Source organism: Candidatus Accumulibacter sp. ACC012, assembly GCF_907163155.1.
Lineage (GTDB): Bacteria > Pseudomonadota > Gammaproteobacteria > Burkholderiales > Rhodocyclaceae > Accumulibacter > Accumulibacter delftensis.
Window position 1 is genome coordinate 80,777 of record NZ_CAJQUC010000023.1, and the last position, 20,985, is coordinate 101,761.

The 20,985-nt window shown below is 61.3% G+C and carries 21 protein-coding genes and 4 pseudogenes; 8 read left to right on the top strand and 17 right to left on the bottom strand.

All coding sequences use genetic code 11. From position 1 onward, the window contains the following. Positions 1-56: 56 nt before the first annotated feature. From QZ648_RS23245 to QZ648_RS23275, 7 genes and pseudogenes are all read right to left on the bottom strand, one after another. Complete coding sequence (locus tag QZ648_RS23245; RefSeq protein ID WP_169068540.1) at positions 57-506, bottom strand: Rrf2 family transcriptional regulator; 450 nt, start codon at positions 504-506, stop codon at positions 57-59. Positions 507-667: 161 nt separating this feature from the next. After that, positions 668-1,000, bottom strand: coding sequence for an AraC family ligand binding domain-containing protein (locus tag QZ648_RS23250; RefSeq protein WP_169068539.1), 333 nt, complete (start codon positions 998-1,000; stop codon positions 668-670). Between the two features lie 20 nt (positions 1,001-1,020). Further along, complete coding sequence (locus QZ648_RS23255) at positions 1,021-2,766, bottom strand: cation:proton antiporter (RefSeq protein ID WP_169068538.1); 1,746 nt, start codon at positions 2,764-2,766, stop codon at positions 1,021-1,023. Between the two features lie 13 nt (positions 2,767-2,779). Continuing rightward, positions 2,780-2,872: pseudogene (locus QZ648_RS23260) on the bottom strand (type II toxin-antitoxin system mRNA interferase toxin, RelE/StbE family); the annotation flags it as partial. 64 nt (positions 2,873-2,936) lie between these two features. Further along, the gene (locus QZ648_RS23265) at positions 2,937-3,521 is read right to left on the bottom strand and encodes a hemerythrin domain-containing protein (RefSeq protein ID WP_169068537.1); all 585 of its coding nucleotides are present in this window, start codon (positions 3,519-3,521) and stop codon (positions 2,937-2,939) included. A 113-nt stretch (positions 3,522-3,634) separates the two neighbouring features. Next, on the bottom strand, positions 3,635-5,740 hold the full coding sequence (gene ptsP / locus QZ648_RS23270) for a phosphoenolpyruvate--protein phosphotransferase (RefSeq protein ID WP_169068536.1): 2,106 nt from the start codon (positions 5,738-5,740) through the stop codon (positions 3,635-3,637). Between the two features lie 35 nt (positions 5,741-5,775). Further along, positions 5,776-6,927, bottom strand: coding sequence for a PLP-dependent aspartate aminotransferase family protein (locus tag QZ648_RS23275; protein ID WP_169068535.1), 1,152 nt, complete (start codon positions 6,925-6,927; stop codon positions 5,776-5,778). A gap of 153 nt (positions 6,928-7,080) precedes the next feature. Here QZ648_RS23275 and QZ648_RS23280 point away from each other — a divergent pair, with 153 nt between their 5' ends. The 4 genes from QZ648_RS23280 (at position 7,081) to QZ648_RS23295 (ending at position 10,095) form a co-directional block, all read left to right on the top strand. Continuing rightward, positions 7,081-7,500 (top strand): MarR family transcriptional regulator, encoded by a 420-nt coding sequence (locus QZ648_RS23280; protein ID WP_169068534.1) that lies wholly within the window; start codon positions 7,081-7,083, stop codon positions 7,498-7,500. A 62-nt stretch (positions 7,501-7,562) separates the two neighbouring features. After that, the gene (locus tag QZ648_RS23285) at positions 7,563-8,009 is read left to right on the top strand and encodes a PAS domain S-box protein (RefSeq protein WP_169068533.1); all 447 of its coding nucleotides are present in this window, start codon (positions 7,563-7,565) and stop codon (positions 8,007-8,009) included. Between the two features lie 12 nt (positions 8,010-8,021). Further along, positions 8,022-8,555, top strand: a complete 534-nt coding sequence (locus tag QZ648_RS23290) for a hemerythrin domain-containing protein (protein WP_291998426.1) — start codon at positions 8,022-8,024, stop codon at positions 8,553-8,555. Between the two features lie 382 nt (positions 8,556-8,937). Then, a complete protein-coding gene (locus QZ648_RS23295) occupies positions 8,938-10,095 on the top strand; it encodes a cytochrome P450 (protein ID WP_169068532.1) in 1,158 nt (385 codons plus the stop codon). Between the two features lie 778 nt (positions 10,096-10,873). Here QZ648_RS23295 and QZ648_RS23300 read toward each other — a convergent pair. The 10 genes and pseudogenes from QZ648_RS23300 to QZ648_RS23340 form a co-directional block, all read right to left on the bottom strand. Next, a pseudogene (locus QZ648_RS23300) lies at positions 10,874-11,423 on the bottom strand (cytochrome b). Between the two features lie 841 nt (positions 11,424-12,264). Beyond that, positions 12,265-12,477: a hypothetical protein gene (locus QZ648_RS25200; protein ID WP_366144231.1), complete on the bottom strand. Its 213-nt coding sequence runs from the start codon at positions 12,475-12,477 to the stop codon at positions 12,265-12,267. A gap of 14 nt (positions 12,478-12,491) precedes the next feature. Next, positions 12,492-12,635: a hypothetical protein gene (locus QZ648_RS25205; protein ID WP_366144232.1), complete on the bottom strand. Its 144-nt coding sequence runs from the start codon at positions 12,633-12,635 to the stop codon at positions 12,492-12,494. 602 nt (positions 12,636-13,237) lie between these two features. Beyond that, complete coding sequence (locus tag QZ648_RS23310; RefSeq protein WP_169068529.1) at positions 13,238-13,687, bottom strand: MaoC family dehydratase; 450 nt, start codon at positions 13,685-13,687, stop codon at positions 13,238-13,240. 186 nt (positions 13,688-13,873) lie between these two features. Next, positions 13,874-14,151 (bottom strand): annotated as a pseudogene (locus tag QZ648_RS23315) (GNAT family protein); the annotation flags it as partial. A gap of 70 nt (positions 14,152-14,221) precedes the next feature. Beyond that, positions 14,222-15,580, bottom strand: a complete 1,359-nt coding sequence (locus tag QZ648_RS23320) for a GntP family permease (RefSeq protein ID WP_169068590.1) — start codon at positions 15,578-15,580, stop codon at positions 14,222-14,224. Between the two features lie 154 nt (positions 15,581-15,734). Continuing rightward, on the bottom strand, positions 15,735-16,883 hold the full coding sequence (locus tag QZ648_RS23325) for a glycerate kinase (protein WP_291998415.1): 1,149 nt from the start codon (positions 16,881-16,883) through the stop codon (positions 15,735-15,737). 198 nt (positions 16,884-17,081) lie between these two features. Beyond that, positions 17,082-17,549 (bottom strand): hypothetical protein, encoded by a 468-nt coding sequence (locus QZ648_RS23330; RefSeq protein ID WP_248595647.1) that lies wholly within the window; start codon positions 17,547-17,549, stop codon positions 17,082-17,084. A 262-nt stretch (positions 17,550-17,811) separates the two neighbouring features. After that, a complete protein-coding gene (locus tag QZ648_RS23335; RefSeq protein WP_169068588.1) occupies positions 17,812-18,096 on the bottom strand; it encodes a type II toxin-antitoxin system RelE/ParE family toxin in 285 nt (94 codons plus the stop codon). After that, positions 18,093-18,372 (bottom strand): annotated as a pseudogene (locus QZ648_RS23340) (antitoxin of toxin-antitoxin stability system). The gene QZ648_RS23335 and the pseudogene QZ648_RS23340 overlap by 4 nt, the downstream one beginning before the upstream one ends. 248 nt (positions 18,373-18,620) lie before the next feature. Between QZ648_RS23340 and QZ648_RS23345 the strand changes: the two are divergent. From QZ648_RS23345 to QZ648_RS23360, 4 genes are all read left to right on the top strand, one after another. Further along, on the top strand, positions 18,621-19,043 hold the full coding sequence (locus QZ648_RS23345; protein WP_169068586.1) for a PIN domain-containing protein: 423 nt from the start codon (positions 18,621-18,623) through the stop codon (positions 19,041-19,043). Beyond that, on the top strand, positions 19,040-19,291 hold the full coding sequence (locus QZ648_RS23350; RefSeq protein WP_169068585.1) for a YlcI/YnfO family protein: 252 nt from the start codon (positions 19,040-19,042) through the stop codon (positions 19,289-19,291). The genes QZ648_RS23345 and QZ648_RS23350 overlap by 4 nt, the downstream gene beginning before the upstream one ends. Before the next feature lie 13 nt (positions 19,292-19,304). Next, complete coding sequence (locus QZ648_RS23355) at positions 19,305-20,270, top strand: tyrosine-type recombinase/integrase (protein WP_169068584.1); 966 nt, start codon at positions 19,305-19,307, stop codon at positions 20,268-20,270. Between the two features lie 221 nt (positions 20,271-20,491). Further along, on the top strand, positions 20,492-20,776 hold the full coding sequence (locus QZ648_RS23360) for an integration host factor subunit beta (protein WP_169068583.1): 285 nt from the start codon (positions 20,492-20,494) through the stop codon (positions 20,774-20,776). The last annotated feature ends 209 nt before the right edge of the window (positions 20,777-20,985 follow it).

Sequence of the window (20,985 nt, forward strand, 5' to 3'; positions counted from 1 at the left end):
AAATCACCGAGTTCAAAGATGGGCAGGCGGCGCGACAGGCGCCAACTGCAGAAGGACTACCTGGAAGGGAGCGCCAAAGGGTGCAGGACGTGCAGGATCACGCGTTCGCTCTTGCCCAGCAGATCGGCGAGCGTCACGCCATCAAGGACCTTGAGGAAAGCCGCCAGGGCGTTTGAAAGCGCTACCTTCAGCTGGCAATCGGGGTCAAGAATGCAGGCACAATCCTTGCCGAAGCACTCGACCAGATCCATGCCCGATTCCATGTGGCGGACGACATGGCCGACGACGATGGTCGCCGCCGGACGCGCCAATCGCAAGCCACCGCCCTTGCCTCGTACGCCGTCTACAAAGCCGCCACGGATCAAGCGACTGACAACCTTCATCAGGTGGTTGCGCGACACGGCAAAGCGGTCGGAAATTTCCTGGATGGTCACCAGACGGTCCTCGTTGGTCCCGAGGAAGATCAGTGCGCGCAGTGCGTAGTCGGTGTGCTGGGTGATGTGCATGGCAGGTTTTCGGGTCGCCAGTTGGCATCGCCATGGCTGGCGGTCAGGCCCTGCCCCGCGGCGACGGCAAGGGACAGGATGCGCACTCTACCGGAGAGCGCCCGCTGGTGTAAGCCCGGCGGTGCTCGTCGCTTGCCTATTGAGCTTCCGTGCCGCAGCAGCTATTTGCGATGCAACATCAGGGTAATGAGAAGGATGGTCCCCTGTTTGCTATGCAGGGCATGCGGTGCCGCATCGTTCAGATAGATGAGGTTGCCCGGCCGCAGCGTCTGGGTTTTATCGTGACAACTGAAATCCACTTCGCCTCCCAGACATTGCACCGTCATGGCACCGGCAGCGCTGTGCTCCTGCATGTGGGTGCCGGCGCCCAGGACCAGGCGGAAGATCTCGATATGATCATCGCGCACCAGCGTGACTGAAGTGTTGCTACTGAACTCGGCGGCGGCATCTTGGATGTTAACCAGATCGCCGGACTTGGCGTGTGATAGTGCCATGGCAATATTCTCCTATTCGGCTACCGCGCTATTTCCTCGCTATCGGGGTCGGATCTACGTTCAGACGGTTCGCGCACCAGCGCGTAGTCGGTCCCACGCACGCCCTGCAACAGACCCTCGGTGCTTTCGGCTGCGACGCCGAGCATCAGCAGCGCCTCAGCCCCGAGACGAAGACTGCTCTCCACTACCTCGGGAAACACCCGCGTGGCGCCGGCTTCTTCCAGTTTGGCGGTAGCCTCCAGGTCGCGTGCCCGGGCAATGATCGGCAGTTGCGGATACTGGCGGCGCAGGTGTGCCAACGCCGCGATTGCTGTTGGCATGTGATCGACGGTGATTATCGCCAGCGCCGCGTGCTCGACCGGTGCCGCGGCGAGCAGTTCCGGATCGGCCAGGTCGCCATAGTGAACCGGCAGGTGATCGGCCCGGCCCTGGGCAACCCGCACGGGGTCTTTGTCGAACACCAGGATCGGTACGCCACTGGCGCGCAGAATCATGGCCACGGTGTGCCCCACCCGACCGTAGCCGGCAATGATGACCGTCCCGCCCTCCGAGTCCCCCGCCGCGAGGACAGCTGCGCCGGTCGGCCCGGGGCTTGACTTCGTCAGGCGCCGCACCAGGGCATCGCCCGCCCGCACCATCAGCGGCGTGAACATCATACTGATCGATATCACTGCCACCGACACCACGAAGGTACGGTCGTCGATCACGCCCAGTCCACGCGCCGCACCGAACAACACGAATCCGAACTCCCCCGACTGCCCGAGCAGCACGGCCATGCGGATGGCCGATTCGACAGTGAATCGGAACGCCAACGCCAGAGCAAACATTACGGCCAGTTTTATCAACAAGATGACGGCCACTTGCTGAATGAAAACCCAGGGTTCAGCGGCGAGTACCTTCAGTTCGATGGACATGCCGACGGCGACGAAGAAGACGCTCATCAGGATGCCCTTGTACGGCTCGATGTAGGCCTTCACCTGGTAGGCATAGCGTGATCCGGATAACAGCATCCCCATGATGAAGCCGCCCAGTGCCATCGACAGACCAACCTCATTGGTCGCCCAGGCAGCGACGAACACTGCCAGCAGCACGACCAGAATGAAGCCCTCGCGGTTGCGCTGCCGAGACAGTTGTTCGAGGACCCTGGGCACCACGTAGTGGCCGACGCCGAACAGCAGAGTCAGAGTGCCGATCACCAGGCCGATCTGCTTCCAAAGCGGCACCTCGATCGACAGAACCCCGGTCTGGGACAGGATTGGCACAACTGCCAACAGGGGTACGATCGCCAGGTCCTGCATCAACAGCACCGCAAACGACGCCTGACCGTGGGTGCTGGCCAGTTCCCCACGTTCGTTGAGCAACTGGATGACGAAGGCGGTCGACGACAGGGCCATGGTCAGGCCAGCGAGCAGCGCAGTCTCCCAGCGATCCAGGTAGAAAAGCATGTAGCCGGCGATCAACAGGCCCGAGAGCAAGATCTGCAGCGACCCCAGGCCAAACACCTCGCGCCGTAATGCCCACAGCCGCGCGGGACGCATCTCGAGTCCGATCGCGAACAGCAGCAGCACGACGCCCAGCTCGGTGAAATGCCGCACCTCATCGACATGCGTCGTCACCGAGGGGCCGGGAGAATGCGGGCCAACCACGATCCCCGCCACGAGCAATCCGAGCACCGATCCCAGCCCAAGGTGTTTGAACAGCGCTACGCCGACCGCTGCTGCGCTCAGCAGCAGTACCGCGGAGAAAAGAAAACTTTCGAGTTCCATTGAGCCAGACCTTTCACAAACCCGGTTCGCCATGCGAACCGAGACGGACGAGTTGCAGCACGCTGTCGTCCGGTTTTCTGTAGATCAAGACGAGGTCCAGCCTGACGTCGTAAGCGGGAGCTTACCAAGAACCGGGAAGCGAGGGCGATGCTCCGCGATATTGCTCGCCATCACCGCCCTACTTCCGGATTCTCGAAACAGCCACAATCTGCTTCTCTGGCGATCACTCTGCGCAGGTCGGCGAAGCGCTTCTCGGTCAGCGAAACAAAGAGCGGATCTGCCGGCTCACGTGTCGATAAAGCGGCAATCGCATGCCAATCCGCGTCGCCAAGACGCTGTTCAGCCACTGGAAAAACGGCGAGTTCCTCGACCGTCATGTTGTGGCGAAGGCGTTCAGCGTATAGCCGGGCGCTGACCACAGCGGCGTGCCACGAAGTCGTTTCCTCGCGCGCAGCCGACTCGAGGTCGCGCATCAAATCCGTGCCCTGCCCGGCCAGTACACGATGTTGCCTTTCGATCTCGTCAGCGATATCGGCAGACAGCGCATTTTGAGCGAGGAGACTGGCGACGATCCGGTCTTCGACCGGGTGATGACGGACATCTGGAAAGCAGGTCAGGTAAGCGAAGACGTCAACCAGCAGCGTGATCTCGTCGAGTTTCGGATCAGTCATATCCACAGGAAGGCGATCCAGTAGTCCGACCAGTTTCCCCAGGTTTCGATGTTCCGCGAGCAGTTTTGAAATGATCTCGTTCACACAATCCTCCGTTCTTTGTGGGTCGGTATTTTCGGGAAGAAACAGCCTTCGTAAATACTGGCGCAACGATTCCATGGACCCGGCTTCAAGGTACTCAGCGCGAAGCACTTGCTTCAGTCCAGGTTTCCTTCCTGCCGGTCGACCAGGTCGCCAAATTCGGGATGGCGTTCGATGAAGCTGGCGACATACGAACAGCGCGGGACAATCTTCCAGCGCCGTTGCCGCGCCTCCTCCAGCGCTACACGAACCAGATCAGCAGCGATTCCCTGGCCGCGAAGCGCGTCCGGTACGAAGGTGTGCTTCAGAATGACGCGCTCGCCTTCGACACGGTAGCTCAGAAACGCCGAGGCGCTGTCTCCTGCCTGCGCTTCGAAGCGCTGCCGAGCAAGGTTGTGTCTCACCGCAAGCGATCTGCCGACGGGACTTGTTGGGTTGTTGAACTCTGGCGAAGCAACCGGGCGACGTCGGTTCCAGTCGTCCTGCACCTGCGCCCGGATGTCGCGCGTCGAGTGCACCGACAGAACCTGCTCGGCCAGCTTTTCAGCCTGTTGCAGGTCGGTCGAGCGAATGGCGTGCTTGATGTCCAGCAACCGTCCTGGACTGACACTGAAACTTCGAAATCCGAGGCCGATCAAGAGGTTTGTGTAGGTCGGGTCACTGGCAATTTCTCCGCACAAAGAGATCGGTGTTCCTTTGCTCCTGGCCACCGTCGCCAGCTTGGCGAGCACCTGGATGACCGCCGGATGCAAGGGATCATAGGTGGACACCATCTCGCCACGTATCCGGTCCGCAGCCAGCAGAAACTGGACGAGGTCGTTGCTGCCGACACTGAAGAAGTCGACCTCGTCGGCCAGGTGCTCGATGAGGATCGCCGCTGAAGGCGTCTCGATCATCGCCCCGACCGGGATCAGGGGATCGAACGACTGGCCGGCTGCGGCGAGTTCCTCCTTCACATGTTCGATCGTCGCTTTGGCCGCACGCAAGTCGTCGATGCCGTCGATCATCGGCAGAAGAATGGCGACCGGATGCGAGGCACTCAGTCGAAGGATGGCCCGCAGTTGCGTGTGCAGCAGGGTGGGATGCGCGAGCAACAGCCTGATGCCGCGAAAGCCCATGGCCGGATTGGCTTCGCGGGGCAGCGGGAAATAGCTGAGCGGTTTGTCGCTGCCGACATCGAGGACGCGGATCACGGTTTCCGCCGGTTGCAGGTGTTCTGCCGTGTTGCGGTAGAACTGGTACTGCTCGTCTTCCGAAGGGAAATGGTCCTGGACCAGAAAGACGAACTCGGTGCGATACAGTCCGATGCCATCAGCCTTGACGTTCGCCGCCGCCAGCGCGTCGGCGGTCTGCCCGACGTTGGCGCAGAGCTTGATTTCGACGCCATCGCGAGTGACCGTCGGCAGGCCAATCAAGCCCTTCAGGATGCCCTGGTGAACTTGCAGGTTGGCGTCCAGTTGATCGTACTTGTGCAGGATTTCGGCCTGCGGATTGATGAAGGCGCGTCCGGCCAGAGCATCGACGATCACCAGATCGCCGGCACGAATTTTCCCGGTCGCCTCCGGCACCTGTACGAGCGTGGGGATGCCGAGCGAGCGGGCAAGGATGGTGGCGTGCGCGGTGAGGCCACCTTTTTCGACAATCAAGCCACGCACGCCATGGCCTTCCAGGCGAGCAACGACGGAGGCGAGAATTTCGCTGGTGACGATGACGCATCCCTCGTGAACAGCAGGAACATCCGGCAGCCCGTCTTCCGCCAGGTGATCGAGGAGGCGTCTACCGACGTCGTACAGATCGGCGGCACGCTCGCGGAAGTAGGGATCTTCGAGGCGACCGAACAATTCCATCAACTGCTTGATCGCTGCTTCGACCGCAGCCTCCACATTCATCCGATTTTCGAGGCAAAGCGCACGCACCGCATCGCGCAATTGCACGTCGCGCAGGAGGAGGATTTGCGCTTCGAAAATCTCCGCCTCGTCCTTCCCCAAAGTCCGTCGGACGCTCTCCTGAACTTCCAGCAGCTTACCCTCGGCAGCGACCACCGCGGCATCGAAACGCGCGACCTCAGCTTGCACCTCCGCCGCGCTCACCTGCCGAAGCGGAACGGCTGTCTGCGTTCGGGCGCAATCGCACAGCAGAGCGGGTCCACGGGCAAGACCTGAAGACGCCACCTCGCCGACGATCATTAATGGGGCGGACTGCGTGTTGTCAGTGCTGTTCATAAGCGAGATTCCCTCGTCGGAGCCAGGAGCGACGATCATTTCATGGCCAGTGCGTCGGTGAAGTCTGCGAGCAGGTCTGCAACATCCTCGATACCGACAGAGACCCGCAACAAACCGTCGCTGATGCCGGCGCGCTGTCGCTCGGCGGCCGTCATCGTGCGATGTGTACTGCGGCTGGGAACGCAAATCAGGCTCTCCACGCCGCCGAGACTCAAGGCCGGCATGACGATCCGCAGCCGGCTCAGCAAGCGATCCAGCCGTTCCGGCTGACGCAGCTCGAACGACAGCATGCCGCCAAAGCCACGCATTTGGCGTGCCGCGATGGCGTGGTCTGGATGTTCGGACAGGCCGGGATAATTGACTTTGGACACCGCCGGATGCGAGGCAAGAAAACGTGCCAGCGCCTCGGCATTCTCATTGTGCCGTTGCACGCGCAGGGCCAGCGTCTTCAGACCACGTTCCAGCTGAGAACAGGCGTGCGCATCAAGCATGCCGCCGAAGTTGACGGCACTCTCGGTCACACGGCTAACAATTTCAGTGGAGGCAACGACCACGCCCGCGTTCACGTCGCTGTGGCCGTTGAGGTATTTCGTAGCGCTGTGGATGAGCGCATCGATACCCAGCGGAATCGGGTTCTGGTTGATCGGCGTGGCAAAAGTGTTGTCGATGACCGTCAACACGCCGTGGCGTTTGCCAAGCGCAGCCAGTTCGGCCAGATCGATGCAATGCAGCAGCGGATTCGACGGCGATTCGACGTAGATCAGCCGCGTCTCGGGTCGCAATGCAGCGGCGAACTCCGCCACGTTCGCCCCCCAGGAAACCTGCACGCCAAGCCGCGGCAGTTCGCTGCTGATCAGCCGCATGCTGCCGCCGTAGAGGTCGTTCTGGAAAATTGCGTGGTCGCCGGGTTTGAGATGAGCGAGCAGCAAAGTGGAAATGGCCGCCATGCCCGAGCCGAAGACAAGCGCCGCCTCGCCCTTCTCTAGCGCTGCCAGCTTGCGGTTGATGACCTGCTGGTTGGGCGTGTTGAAGTAACGCGGATAGGTGTTCTGCTTGGCCGGATTCGGAAACGCGTAGGCCGTGGAAGTGAAGATGGGGCTGCACGCGCCGCCGGTGGTCTGATCCAGATGCGTGCCGGCGTGAATGCAGAGCGTCGAGAGGCCGTGGGTAGGTGGGTCAGTAGTCATTGGGTTCCGTTGAGTCGCCTTTGCCTGGGGATGCCGCGGGATGACGCCTGCCAGGCGAAGCTCGCGAAACACCGCGGCCAGGCAACTTGCTCTTGCGTCCAGCTAACTATATCATGCCGTGATACAAATCATGGTTAAGCGCCCGCAAGAAGAATGTCCGACGACCATATTTCAAAAGCCGATTTCGAAACGCTTGCCCACTTCCGCTACCAGCTGCGTCGTTATCTGCGCTTCAGCGAAGAGCTGACGCACCGGAACGGAATCACGCCCTTGCAGTACCTGTTGATGCTCCAGATCAAAGGCTTTCCCGGACGGGAATCGGCGAACGTGGGCGAACTCGCTGAACGCCTGCAGGCGAAGCATCATGGGGTCGTGTCGCTGATTTCTCGGTGCGAGGCGGCCGGACTGGTACAACGTAGCGTCAGCAGCAGCGACCGGCGGCAGGTGGATGTGCAACTGACAGAAAAAGGCAACGAATGCGTTGAGCAACTGGCAGGCCTTCATCGCCGCGAGCTTCTGTCCTTGCAGGGAACATTCACGGTGCCCGACCTGACGACGCTCGGCCGCGAATAGCAACCACGGCGCAACGACGGCGAGCGCTTGTCGCATTCGACCAAGTGGAAAGGAGTTCCAGGATGCAGGCAACTGCCGCGTGTGCGGATACAGATTCCGATCTCTATCGGGCGCTAGTGGATCAGGCCCCGGATGTGATCATTTTCGCCGATCGCAATGGCGCCATCCGCGTCTGGAATCATGGCGCTGAAACCGTGTTTGGCCATTCCGCTGCCGAAGTTCTCGGCGAGAGCCTCGACGTGATCATTCCGGAGCGACTCCGAAAAGCGCACTGGGACGGCTTCCACAAAGCCGTTAACAGCGGCCAGACCAAGTACCGGAACCAGGTACTTACGACCCGCTCGGTGCACAAGGATGGGAGCAAGCTCTACGTAGAACTGAGCTTCGGCCTGGTGAGGGACGGCAGCGGCGCGATTGTCGGCTCGCTGGCTGTCGGCCGTGACTGCACCGCCCGCCACCTCAAGGCCGTCGCGCAGTTTTCGGCCAACAGCGCCAGTCAGGCCGAGTGAAGAGGCCTTGAAGTGACGACCAGCATTCCCGGGTTTTCCGCGCCGGCCGCCGCAACCGGTTCGCCGCTGGCCATGCTTTCCGCCTGCCACCACCGGATTGAGGCGCAATGCGCAACCTTGCGGCGTCTGGCTCCGCACCTGCTTGCGCGTGGCGTCGACGACGAGGCGCGTGCAGTAGCGAACAAGCTGATCGCCTTCTTCGATACCGCCACCATGCAGCATCACGCCGGTGAGGAAGACCACCTCTTCCCGGCGCTGATCGAATCGATGGCCGGGTCGGACGCGATCTGCCTGCGCCAGATGATCGACGGACTGACGGCCGATCACCGTGCGCTGGAAGCGTGCTGGCAACACCTGCGCGGCGTCCTCGAAAGGATCGCTGCCGGCGAGTGCGTGCCGCTGCTCGCCGACGAGGTCGAAGTGCTGGCGGCTTGCCATGAGCGCCACATGGAGCGCGAGGAACGAGATCTGTTGCCGATGGCGGCGCGCTTGTTGAGCGACGAGGACCTTGCTCGCCTCGACCACGCGATGCGCGGGCGCCGGTGAATCGACGAGGCATAGGCGCGAGGCTTGGCGCGGGCGCGCGGGCCAGGCTGCCAGCCCTCGGCGGCGGACGATCGCCGGCAGGTCACCGTGATCTTGCCCGTCGTTTCGTCCTGCCGAACTTCCTTGATCACTTGCCCGTCGTACCCCAAAATCCAGACCGGGATGACTGCACCCATTTTGCTGACCTCTCTGTGTCGTCGGAAAACCCAGATAGACACATGATCTCAGGGTTGTCAGTCATCCCGGTCTACCGTCGGCAACCGACGACGAGCCACACTTCCGGTCCATCTTTAAATCACGGGGACCAGAAAAAACGGACCACAACCTGGACGGGAATGTCCGATTCCAAGACCATCGCGTGTCCTGTAGACAACGGAGGAAGATGATGACCCATGCCAAATCCGCCGACTGGAACCCCAGATCGGAAGACGTGCTCAACGACCAGATTGCCGCTTACGATGCGATGCGCAAGCGTTGCCCGGTCGCCCATAGCGACTATCTATGGTGGTCCCTGTTTCGCCATGAGGATGTAGTGCGCGTGCTGGAAGATCACGAAACCTTCAGCAATGCGGCGTCGAATCACCTGTCGATACCCAACGCGATGGATCCGCCGGAACATACGCCCTACCGGAAAATCATCGAACGCTACTTTACCGTTGAAGACATTAAGGCGTTTGATCCCGAGTGCCGGCAAATCGCCGATACGCTGGTCGCCGATCAACCGCGCGGTGAAACCGTCGAGCTGATGGCCGGTTTCGCGCAGCCCTTCGCCCTGCGCAGTCAGTGCGCTTTCATGGGCTGGCCCGACACCTTGCATGAGCCGCTACGTCAATGGATCGGCAAGAATCACCAGGCCACGCGCGCCGGCAACCGCGCGGCCATGGCGCAGATCGCAGTCGAATTCGATGGCTACATCAAACAACAACTCGTCATCCGCCGCGATGCCGGCGAGCAGGCCCCAGACGACGTAACCAACCGCCTGCTGCAGGAGCACATCAATGGCCGGCCGTTGAGTGACGAGGAGATCGTCAGCATCGTGCGCAACTGGACGGTCGGCGAACTGGGCACGATTGCCGCAAGCGTCGGCATCCTCGTGCACTATCTTGCCGCGCATCCCGCGCTGCAGGCCGAACTTCGCCAGCAACCCGCCAATCTGCCCGATGCCATCGACGAAATCCTGCGTATTCACGCACCGCTGATCGCCAACCGTCGCGTCGCCACCTGTCCGGTCGAGATCGGCGGGCGCAAGCTCGAGGCGGGCGAGCGTCTGACGCTAATCTGGGCCGCCGCCAACCGCGATGAAGCCGTGTTCGGCGACCCCGACGCCTTCGATCCCGAGCGCAACCGCGACAACAACCTGCTGTACGGGGCCGGCGTGCATGTCTGCCCGGGCGCACCGCTGGCGAGGCTCGAGTTGCGCCTGCTCATGGAGTCGCTGCTGGCGAATACACACGAGATCACGCTGGTTTCAGACCAATTACCCGAGCGCGCCAGCTTCCCTGCCTGCGGTTTCTCGTCCTTGCCGGCACGCTTCCGGTAAACGCCCGGTCCGCGCCTTAACGGCGAGCACGGCGCGGCGCCGCGCTACACCGTGACCGCGGGGTAGTCGTTCTCCGCAGGCAGCCCTGCACATACCGCGGTCGGCGGCGGCGGGATGCTTCGTCGTGGCGCCGTACGACTAAATTGGCCAGGCGAGGATCTATTTGGTATATCCCGAAAGGCCGTATTCCATTCGCCTTGCACGGAGAGAGGTTCGATCAAGCTCTTGGTCGATCATCGACACGGGGTCTTCCAATGGTTCCAGATGGGTCGTGACGTGAGCGCGTGGCAAGAAATGATGAATCTCGACCTCGATACGCTCCACCGAGGTGTGACCTTGCTACACCGTCCAGTTCCCCGGTACCAGGGCGCTGTTCGCGATCCAGATTCGTGCCGCCTCCCGTCAGTTCCCTGGAGGACGCACGGATGGCCGGCTCCGTCATCGCCATCGTGGTCCTTTCGACCACGTGCCCCTCGCGCTTCCCTTCCCGTTCTCCGTGGCAGTCTTTGATGTCATCCTCGTCGTCGCTGCGGTGACACTGAACGCAATTATCGAAATCACGGACGCCTCCTCGGCATGCTCGCGGTGAATCTTTGCCAGCGAGAGCTCGTGGTAGCCATAGCAGGTGTAGCCACTGTAGTCGTTGCCGACATGACCTGTAACACAGCGCGCGTTGTGGTCGCGGTCGAGGACAAACGCCTTGTCGACAGCAGCGAAAGATCACCGCTGCAATGGTGATCTTGCCAGAAGCACGATGGGTAATACGCACGGTAGCGGCTCAATCCTGGTTCGGAAGCATCCGCCGTAGCGTGTTATCTCGAAGGACGTAGTGCTGAAACAACGCAGCAGCGGTGTGGAAGCCGATGAGGAATAACCCACGGTTCCGCCGACCTCATGTATCTCCTTGATCAGCGTTGCCAGGCTTTTGCTCTCGCCGACGAGCGCTGGCAGCTCCAGACCGAAGAACGGGATCGGCTTTCCTGCTGCGCTGAGAAGAAGCCATCCTCCAAGCGGCATACCAATCATCAAGAAGTACAGCGCAAAGTGCATAAGCTTGGCCGATAGCTTCTGCCACTTCGGAGGATCCGGCTCAGTTAGGGGGGCGGGTCCAGCCATGCGCGCCGCCAGCAGGCGCAGCCAGACAAGAACAAAACAGATAAGCCCAGCATGAAATGCCAAGTTTTCAGTGCCTCACGAGGATCGCTACCCTTCGGGTATAACTCCCGTAGTTCAATACACGCGTACACCGCCACGAAAAGTAACAGCATTAACCAGTGAAGCCCAATAGAAACCGATCCGTAGTGGTATTTGGTATTACGCCAGCTCATTCTTATGCTCCCAAGGAAAGAAAACGTAAACGCTCTGCTCCGCATTGGCATCATGCTAATGCCGCCACCGATCACAGCACTACCGGTGCGTCGCTACGATCGATATGAAAATGTCCAGCGGGTGCCCGTACCTGGAGGAGACTTCCGACAGCTGCATGGTCATGGAAAAAAACCGGACGAACGCCGTGCTGGAAGTTGGCTGGCCTCTGGCGGCGGTAGCCGTTTGACCGAGACGCGATAGCTTTCCGGGCGAGGCGCATCCAACAGCGAATAGCAACGGACGATCTGTTCGGTACCCCCAATCGTCGGCAGATCAAAGGCGGAAGGTCAGGAACCGAAAAGGGCGGCCGCGCTTGCCCATCTTCCGGCATGAGGTAACCAGAGCAAACCGACCGCGCAGCATCTCCAGCGACCCTCCGTTCGGTCCTGAATGTCCGGAACCCTGAGCAGGAGCCAGTGGCCAAGTCGCTCCCCGCTGTCGGCGCAGGCGCTTTGACGGGCAGGTTGAACTCCACTGCGCGGCCGCGCAAGGCCTGATACTCCTGCCAGTGACGCCAGAAGCCGATACCCAGATAGATCGCCACCTGCAGCACGATTCCCGACGCAATCCAGAGGAGCAAATGGAGTGAAGTCATCATTGTCTGTTTTCCACAAACCCGGAGCTTCTGCAACCGATCGCGAGCGACTGACGGTTGAGACCAGCGGACACGTTGGCCAGCATCGTACCGCGCATGGTCACCGGCCCCGCTACCGGATCGATCGCGTGCGTTTGACAACGAGCTTGCTCGACCACGGCATCGCTGGTGGGTGTGGCAGTTGTTACGTGATACTTACTGCCCGGTTAGAAACCACGACCACCACCAGGCCCCATGCCGCCGCCGGGACCCATTCCACCGCCGCCCGGGCCCATGCCGCCACCTCTGGCCGGCGGTTCGGCGGGCAGTGTCACACCACGCGCCTTGGCGCGCTCCTGCATCTGCTCATGATGTTCCTTGCGGAGCTGCTCTCGTTCCTCCGTAGTCTTTGTGGCCCGCATTTTGGCGCGATATGCCATCTGCTCCTCTTGCGTCATGAGTTGGCTGCCATAGACTTGTTCTGTTTCTGAACTTGAGCATTTTCCTTGGCCGCTTGCGGATCGGCTGCCAATGCGTACCCGGCAGACAGTGACAACGCGCTTACCAACGCAGATAGAAACAACGTTTTCCGTTTCATGATTTACTCCTGTGGTGGGTTGTCTGGAGCGGATGAGCATAGCCACCGCAACCCTGTTCAGTGGTCGTGCCTGATCTTTCAAGACGACAGTGCGGAGATGGTTCGCTTCCCGCAGACGCGAAACACCCTTCTCGATGGCATTCCCCTCGCCGACCCTTACCACTGGCGCTTACAGTGATTTTAGCAACCGCAGTGTGAACAGGGTCTGAACGGAGGTCTCTCCAGAGTAGGCGGCGCATGAGCGTAGGCTTGGGGGTGGAGGGGAATCAAGGGGTTTCTGAAGACTAGGTGCATGGGCGGCGCGACCGCTCTCCCGCGATCGTTTTCTGTTTGTTCTCAGCGAACATAGCAGCCGGCACCTTGGTGGTCGGGTTCGCTGAAACGCGAATAGCTCCTTTGGCCGAATTGCCGCTCGACAACAGACTCCTGCGGCCTTTCTGAGCCAGGCGCCGTGTGGTAGCAGATCACTGACCCGCTTGCCCCAGAAGCCGCAGATCGAGTCCGCGACGAAGGATTTCCATGACACATATCATTTTGGCATCCGATGACCAACGACGGGCAAGGTGAATTCCGCGACGACCCTCTGCTGGCATTTGTCACCTTCAGCGCTGCCGTCGCCGCAGTAGGTGGTTGACGATGAAAGTGAGCACCGCCTCGCCACGCTGGTTGATCGCCTGATATTTCATGCGCACGATGCCGCGATCGGGCTTCGAGTTAGAGGGCCGGACGTCGAGCACTTCGACGACACTGTGCAAGGTGTCGCCCGGGCGTACCGGTGCCAGCCAGCGCAGCTCGTCGATACCCGGCGAACCCAGGCTCGATTCGGCCAGCACGCCGCTCTGGATGAACAGGCGGAAGCACACGGCCAGGCTCTGGAAACCACTGGCAATCAGGCCGCCATAGGGCGATTCTGCCGCCGCATTCGCATCGAGATGAAAGGGCTGAGGGTCGTAACGCCAGGCGAAGTCGATGATCTCTGCTTCGGTCAGGGTAATGCCACCGCTCTCGAAGCGCTGGCCGGCGTGCAGGTCATCGAGGTAACGCGTATCCATTGCAACAGCCTCCAAAAAATGTGCGCACGCGCTCAGCCAACGGACCTTGCATTCTGGCCGACGAGCATGCATCGACGAGCCTTGTCGACTACCTCTGCATTGTCGATTCGCCCGCCGCGTGCCAGCCCGATTGTGTGAATTGCCGCAAGCCGCACTCCGCGCGCGACGAAACAGGCTTGCGCCGCGCTAGCCCTTTGCCGTCAGCAGTGCCTTGGTAAGACTGCTCAGCGATCGCCTTTGCCTGCCGCCCCCATCGAAATTTTCCGCTGCCAGCCAGGTCTCGAAAGCCTTGTTCAGGGCGGGCCATTCGTGGTCGACAGCGGCATACCAGGCGGTGTCCCGATTATGCCCCTTGACGACACTGGCCTGGCGAAAGACGCCTTCGAAGGAAGCCCGAGGCGTTGGGCTGCCCGACGCGACGCCTGATTGAGGGCATTGCACTTCCACGCATAACGCCGGAAGCCAAAGTGATTGAATTCTACGTCACCCTTGGAAGACGAAATTTCGAGGGAAGCTCAGTCTCCGCCAATCTCGTTACAGAACCATGATCGACACCAGGTAGACCGCGAGCGCCGCCACCGACCCCTGAACCAGGGTGCCCAAGGTTTGGAGTTTGTAGCCGGTCTTCACGTCCATACCGGAGAACTGGGTCACCACCCAGAAGTAGCTGTCATTGGCATGGGAGACGACCATGGCCCCGGCGCCGATGGCGATCACGACCAAGGCCCGGTGGGTATCACTATCGAGCCCGAGGGTCGCCAGGAGCGGGGCAAGCAGCCCGGCGGTGGTGATGATGGCCACGGTGGACGATCCCTGCGCCGTCTTGATTCCGGCGGCAATGAGGAACGGCAGCCAGATACCGAGATTGGCGTCGCTCAGTGCACCGCCGATCACGTTCGCGATGCCGGAGTTTTGCAGGACCTTTCCGAAGGCCCCGCCGGCGCCGGTGATGATGATGATGGTCGCCGCTCCGACGATGGCCTCTCCGACCCAGCCAGTCATCGAGAGCATTTCCTTGTCGAAGCGCTTGGGCAGGGTCATGGCCAGACCAACACCGATCAACAGGGCCACGACGGGTTGTCCGAGAAAGCCCATCACTTCCGTGAAGGCGCCGGCTTCTCCAAAGGGTTTGCTCGGGAGCTCACCAATGGAGCGGGTGACGATGAGGATGATAGGGAGAAAGATCGGCAGCAGTGAGCGAGTGACGGACGGCCCATCCTCCTGCGCGGATACCACGGGGGCAGCGGCAGATTCGGCATCCGTTTTCTTCCCGGCGTCCGGCGAGATGTAGACCCGGGAGGCCACCAGGACCGCGAACAGCCAGCCGGCTATCATCGAGACCAGCCCGACACCCATTCCCCAAATAATCACCAGACCCAGATCTGCGCCGAGTATCCCCGCCGCAGCCACCGGCCCCGGGGTGGGTGGGACCATGGTGTGGGTGGCGTAGAGGCCCAGGCTCAAGGCGACAGCGGCCGACGCCAGGGTGATCCCGGCCTTGCTCGCCAGCGCCCGCATGAGCGGCGCCAACAGTACGAACGCTGAGTCGCAGAAGACCGGAATAGAGACGACGTAGCCCATGAATCCCATGGCCAGAGGCACCTGCCGCTGCCCGGTGAGCTTGAGGATACTGGTCGCCAGGCGATAGGCCCCGCCGGATTTTTCAAGGAAGGCACCGATGATCGCACCGGCCAAGATGACGATCCCGATATAGCCGATCGTGCCGCCAAATCCCTTATTGACCGAATCCACGACATCCTTCAACGGCATGCCCGAGAGGATGCCGAAGCCAAATGCGGTCAGCAATAACGCCAGGAATGGGTGCATCTTGAGCTTGGTGGTCGCCAGGACGATGAATACGATGGACATGACCAATAGCGCAACGAGCCACATAGGAATCTCCTCAGGTAGGGTTTCGTCGTTTTGGGGAAGATGAGATGCTAGTGTAGTGCTGCATTCTTGAAGGGACTTTCAGCAAGCGTGAAAGCGGTGCGAAACCCTTGTGGTGGCTGGAACTTGTATGTTCGAGACTGCGTGCAACACAAGACTACCCTTGGCCTCCACGGGAGGTGCTGAAGAAACAGCGCACCACTTGCTCCGTTGCTGCTTGCAGCAGCGAAGGTCCGCCCTTCATAGCCTGTTCGAGCGTCATTGGGCCGTGACAGAGGCTAAAGACCGCGTCGATGCCGATCTCGTGCAAATCGGTGATGCGTTCGCCGATCCCGCCGGCGATGGCCATGCAGGGGATGCCCCGCAGCTTGGCCCGCTGGGCGACCCCGGCCGGGGCCTTGCCGAAGGCGGTTTGGAAGTCGATCTGGCCCTCGGCCGTGATGACCAAGTCGGCCCCGGTGAGATGGGCATCGAGTCCTACCAAGTCCAACACCAGGTCCACGCCACGACGCAACTCGGCGCCCAGGAAGGCATGCAGCCCCGCCCCCAGCCCGCCAGCGGCCCCGGCTCCCGGAAGGTCGCGGACGTCTAGTCCGAGGTCCGAGGCAATGACATCGGCTAAATGGGCCAGGCCCGCGTCGAGTTCCTCCACCTGTGCCGGCGACGCACCCTTCTGCGGGCCATAGACATAGGCCGCGCCACGAGGTCCAAGTAGTGGGTTGTCGACGTCACAGATGGCCTCGCAGCGCAGCTTGGCCAGGCGTGGATCCAGTCCGCTGGGATCAATGCGGTGGATTTGTCCCAGGGCACCGCCGACCGGCGCTACCGGGTTGCCAGCGACGTCAAGAAAGCGCATGCCCAGGGCGGCCGCCATGCCAACGCCGCCGTCGTTGGTGGCACTGCCGCCGATACCCACGACAATGTGGCGAACCCCCAGATCCAGAGCCGCACGAATGAGCTCGCCGGTTCCATAGGTCGTGGTCAGGCTTGGGTTGCGCTCCTGCGGGGCGAGCAGGGCCAAGCCGCTGGCCACCGCCATCTCCACCGCGACCAGCCCCAAGGCCGGAACATGGCATAAGGTCGCCTGAATCGGTTCTTCCAGGGGGCCGCGCACAGTGACAACCCGCGCCTCACCATCCAGCGCATCGATTAGCACCTCCGTTAAACCGTCTCCACCGTCCGCCACTGGGACCTTGATTACCTCCGCCCCGGGGAAGGCGGCGCGCACCCCCTGCTCCATGGCCACAGCGGCAGCCATGGCGGATAGGCTGCCCTTGAAGGCATTCGGGGCCAGGACGATCTTCATGGTGGGTCTCGCCGGTGGATGGAAGGAAGCCAGCGTAGCCGATGGACAAAAAATTCAACGGGGGCGAAGCGAGTATATATACGCTCAGCAAACGGAGTCAAACAACTCGAAGTTGGCCCCGGAAGCCCCTAAAAAGTCATCCGAACCCCGCTCGGCTCAGTGCTTGCGCCATGCGCGGTGGGACCGTCGCGGGCGCGCTCAACGCATCTCGAACAGTTCCTGGTGAAAGGCTGACGCTGCCAGCCCTCGGGCGATGAAGTCGCGTCGCAAGGCCTGGCCGAACCCGGGCGGGCCGCAGAACCAGATCTGGCGCGGCTTTTCGTCGTCGAAATCGAAGCAGCCGTACGGCCCTTCGACGGTCACCGCCATGCCGACTTTCAGGCGCTCATGCAACGTGCTCGTATGGTCGCCGAGCGCCTTCGTGATGAAGGTGATGCGCGGGTCGTTCCCGTTCCACGCCGAGGCGATGGTGTATGGGTGAGCGCGCTCGCTTTTGCTCGACCTGACGAACGCGAACTGGCCGGCGCGATGACCGGCCCAGCCCTCGTTCAGCCGTATGGACGACTCGAGAACCCGCAAGGCCGGGAAGTAATTGAGCGACTCGATGAAGCCCTGCGTTCGACGTCCTGCCTCCACGCGGCCGGTCAGCACGATGATCGCCGCCATGCTGCCACCAAGCATCGACAGGGCCAACAGCCAGCCGACCGGCTGCGTCCAGTAGTCGAAGTGGACGAGAACCACGCTGTGAACAACGAGAACCAGATAAGTCGCTGCAAGCCACGTGTGGGCTTGACAAACAGGTGATACGGAAAGTGAGGTTCCCTCGGTTTTTCGCCTTCCAAAGGGTAGTGGTCATGCTACCTGTCTTTCCGAGTGCTGGGTGCCGAGCCACTTCTCCATGAACGGTGCAGGGGACAGATGGCCCTTGTTAATCACGCACTGGCGACCACAGGCGGGCCGTATGAACGAGCGTCAGTATCCACGCTGTTTCGGCGTCGATCTCATACACCAGGCGATAGCTTTCATGCGGGATCAGCTTGCCGGTGCCGGGAATCCTTCCCGGCTTGCAACGATGGGGGTGCTGGGCCAGACGAATGGCTGCGTCGCTGAACAGTTCATCCATTCGCGCGGCCGCACGTGGGTTGTCGGCAGCGATGTAGTCCCATACGTCGGCGCGGTCCTGTTGCGCTTCTGGTGTCCAGACGACCCTCACGGGCGATTCATCACATTGGCACGCCGTGCAGAAAACTCGGTTTCGACCTCATCGTTCGATCGCCCCTCCCCGGCCCGCATCGAGGCCCGGCCGGCCTCGACCTTGTGGCGCAGGAACTCATCGTAGTCCCGTGCCTCGCGCTGGCGGTGAACAAACTCGCGCATGAGCTCGCGCAGCACCTTGCGACGCCGGGCGGTGGGCGGCTTCAGCTTCCGCCATGAACTCGGCGCGCAGCTCGGGTTCCAGCTTCATCGTGAAAACGGCTTCTTTCGACATGATCAGGTCTCCTGTCAAAGGGTACTAACCAAGTATATACATCATCATTACAACGCGCGCCTCGCAAAGTGCAACAAGGCGAGTTGTGCTGTCTCAGCCGTGCCGGAAAACCTCTGCTTGGCAACGGGCTCGACAAGGCTTCTGTACTATTGATAACCTATTTTATCAATAAACAAATGACGGGCGCCATGGCGCCATGATCTGCTTTCTTGTGGACACATCGCCCGAGATATGATATTGCTGGTGATATGAGGCTTGTTCTCGACACCAACGTCATCGTTGCCGCCATGCGCAGTCCAACTGGCGCTTCAGCCGCCTTGTTGATGGCGGCCCGTCGGGGCGAGATTACGCTTGTGGCCAATGTGGCGCTGGCGCTCGAATACGAAGCGACCTGTTGTCGACCTGAACACGGCATAGCTGCTGGTCTTAGCCCCGCCCAGGTGAGCATCTTTCTGGATGCCGTCATCGCCATGGTCGCGCCGGTCGAGACGCATTTTTTGTGGCGACCGCTGTTGCGCGATCCCGGCGACGAACTGGTGCTCGAAGCCGCCGCCAACGGCCTCGCGTCGGCCATCGTGACGTTTAATCAACGCGATTTCGGCACTGTGCCGCTGCAATTTGGCATCGAAGTATTGACCCCTATCACCGCCTTACGGAGGATCAGACTATGAGAAATTCTCAAAGCACCTACCCGCTGCGTCTGCCTAATTCGATAAAGGCCGAAGTTGTGCGCCGCGCCAAGGCCGACGGCACGAGCTTAAACCAGTTCGTGGCGACCGCTGTCGCCGAGAAGCTGGCGGCCATGAACACCGCGACGTTCTTCGCTGAACGTCGGGAGCGGGCTGATTTTGATGCTTTCGACCGCATCATGCAGCGCCAGGGCGGCGAGCCGCCGCAGCCCGACGATCTGACTCCTTGAACCGGGCGCGGCCATGACCACGAGCGACCTGCCAAGCGCTCCCCCAGTCGCTTCCCGGCTCCTGACCGCCGAACAGTTCCAGCGCCTGGCCGACGTGCCGCCCGAGATCGAATGGTTCGCCAATCTCGGCAACAAGGCCACCCGTCGCGCCTACGAAAACGCCCTCGCGGATTTCATGAAGTTCACCGGCATCGTGAAGCCCGAGGAATTTCGCACCGTCACACGCGCCCATGTCATCGCCTGGCGCGACGACTTGGTGCAGCGCACGCTGAGCGGCATGACCGTACGGCATCGCCTGGCGGCACTGTCGTCGCTGTTCGAGTCCCTGTGCGAGAAGAACGCCGTGACCCATAACCCAGTCAAGGGGGTCAAGCGCCCACCGGTGGAAAGCTACGAAGGCAAGACCCCGGCCCTCGGCGACCACCAGGCGCGCAAGCTGCTGGACGCGCCCGACGGCGCGTCGCTCAAGGGCAAGCGCGACCGCGCCATCCTGGCCACCCTGCTCTATCACGCCCTGCGGCGTGACGAGCTGTGCCGGTTGACGGTCAAGGACTTCAAGCACGAGCGGCGCGGGGTGCCGCACCTCAAGGTGTTCGGCAAGGGCGGCAAGATCCGTTATGTCCCGCTGCACCCCGCGGCCAGCGGCTTGATCGGCGACTATCTTGAGGTCGCGGGGCATGGCGCGGACGATACGGGCGCCCTGTTCCGACCCATCCGCAACAACTGCACCGGCACACTGGAAAGAGCGATCACACCCGACGCGGTTTACAAACTGGTGCGGCAATACTCAGCGGCACTGGGTTTCGCGATTGGAGCGCACGCGTTGCGGGCGACCGCCGCGACCAACGCGCTTGACCACCAGGCCGACATTGCCAAGGTGCAGGAGTGGCTGGGTCACGCCAACATCGCCACGACCCGGATTTACGATCACCGCAAGACTCGGCCGGAGGACAGTCCGACCTTCAAGGTCGCCTACTAGAGAATGCTATCGTTCTTTATCAGTCAGGACCGCCCACTGGGTTTTTGCGCTTGATTTCCGTCGCGAAATCCTGCCGACGGTGACTCACCGTGGCTTGAACTGAGGGACGGCGCTCAACATCCGGAGGGCGTCGAAGTTGCCATGCGTCATTTATGCTGTCGCGCTTGGCGTTGTGTAGTTTGCCACCGTTCTCGAGCGGAAGTGCCGCGTAAAATTTGCCTATGATTCGCTCCGAACTCATCAACCGACTCGCTGCCCTTTTCCCGCAGTTCACAACCAAAGATACTGAACTTTCGGTCAAAGCCATTCTTGAAGCGCTGAGCAACACGCTGGTGAAGGGGGACCGCATTGAAATACGCGGTTTCGGAAGCTTCGGGCTCAACTACCGGCCGCCCCGTACTGGGCGCAACCCAAAAACCGGTGAGGCCGTGCGGGTTCCAGCGAAAGCTGTGCCCCACTTTCAGGCGGGGAAAGAACTGCGTACTAAGGTCGACTCGGGCAGATAACGGCCAGGAAGAGACGGTGGAGAAGTCCGCTGAAAGCAGCCATTGAAGCGGCCTGGGTGCATGCTATCGACCTAGTTTGCGAAGTGCCGCCTTTCACGATTCGTTTATCATCTATAGAATCAGCATACATCGGACGCAGAGCTTGCTGCGCTAGGGCTTCCAGCGTTCCGAGCGACATCGATTTTGTGAGCAGCCCCCGGTGTTACGCA

What these genes read in the sequence shown, in the direction of transcription:
- QZ648_RS23320 (WP_169068590.1), bottom strand. Translation starts at nt 15,580, where the DNA reads ATGTGGCTCGTTGCGCTATTGGTCATGTCCATCGTATTCATCGTCCTG.
- QZ648_RS25200 (WP_366144231.1), bottom strand. Translation starts at nt 12,477, where the DNA reads ATGGCATATCGCGCCAAAATGCGGGCCACAAAGACTACGGAGGAACGA.
- QZ648_RS23275 (WP_169068535.1), bottom strand. Translation starts at nt 6,927, where the DNA reads ATGACTACTGACCCACCTACCCACGGCCTCTCGACGCTCTGCATTCAC.
- QZ648_RS23310 (WP_169068529.1), bottom strand. Translation starts at nt 13,687, where the DNA reads ATGGATACGCGTTACCTCGATGACCTGCACGCCGGCCAGCGCTTCGAG.
- QZ648_RS25205 (WP_366144232.1), bottom strand. Translation starts at nt 12,635, where the DNA reads ATGAAACGGAAAACGTTGTTTCTATCTGCGTTGGTAAGCGCGTTGTCA.
- QZ648_RS23325 (WP_291998415.1), bottom strand. Translation starts at nt 16,883, where the DNA reads ATGAAGATCGTCCTGGCCCCGAATGCCTTCAAGGGCAGCCTATCCGCC.
- QZ648_RS23360 (WP_169068583.1), top strand. Translation starts at nt 20,492, where the DNA reads ATGATTCGCTCCGAACTCATCAACCGACTCGCTGCCCTTTTCCCGCAG.
- QZ648_RS23295 (WP_169068532.1), top strand. Translation starts at nt 8,938, where the DNA reads ATGATGACCCATGCCAAATCCGCCGACTGGAACCCCAGATCGGAAGAC.
- QZ648_RS23250 (WP_169068539.1), bottom strand. Translation starts at nt 1,000, where the DNA reads ATGGCACTATCACACGCCAAGTCCGGCGATCTGGTTAACATCCAAGAT.
- QZ648_RS23245 (WP_169068540.1), bottom strand. Translation starts at nt 506, where the DNA reads ATGCACATCACCCAGCACACCGACTACGCACTGCGCGCACTGATCTTC.
- QZ648_RS23350 (WP_169068585.1), top strand. Translation starts at nt 19,040, where the DNA reads ATGAGAAATTCTCAAAGCACCTACCCGCTGCGTCTGCCTAATTCGATA.
- QZ648_RS23345 (WP_169068586.1), top strand. Translation starts at nt 18,621, where the DNA reads ATGAGGCTTGTTCTCGACACCAACGTCATCGTTGCCGCCATGCGCAGT.
- ptsP (WP_169068536.1), bottom strand. Translation starts at nt 5,740, where the DNA reads ATGAACAGCACTGACAACACGCAGTCCGCCCCATTAATGATCGTCGGC.
- QZ648_RS23330 (WP_248595647.1), bottom strand. Translation starts at nt 17,549, where the DNA reads ATGGCGGCGATCATCGTGCTGACCGGCCGCGTGGAGGCAGGACGTCGA.
- QZ648_RS23255 (WP_169068538.1), bottom strand. Translation starts at nt 2,766, where the DNA reads ATGGAACTCGAAAGTTTTCTTTTCTCCGCGGTACTGCTGCTGAGCGCA.
- QZ648_RS23280 (WP_169068534.1), top strand. Translation starts at nt 7,081, where the DNA reads ATGTCCGACGACCATATTTCAAAAGCCGATTTCGAAACGCTTGCCCAC.
- QZ648_RS23285 (WP_169068533.1), top strand. Translation starts at nt 7,563, where the DNA reads ATGCAGGCAACTGCCGCGTGTGCGGATACAGATTCCGATCTCTATCGG.
- QZ648_RS23355 (WP_169068584.1), top strand. Translation starts at nt 19,305, where the DNA reads ATGACCACGAGCGACCTGCCAAGCGCTCCCCCAGTCGCTTCCCGGCTC.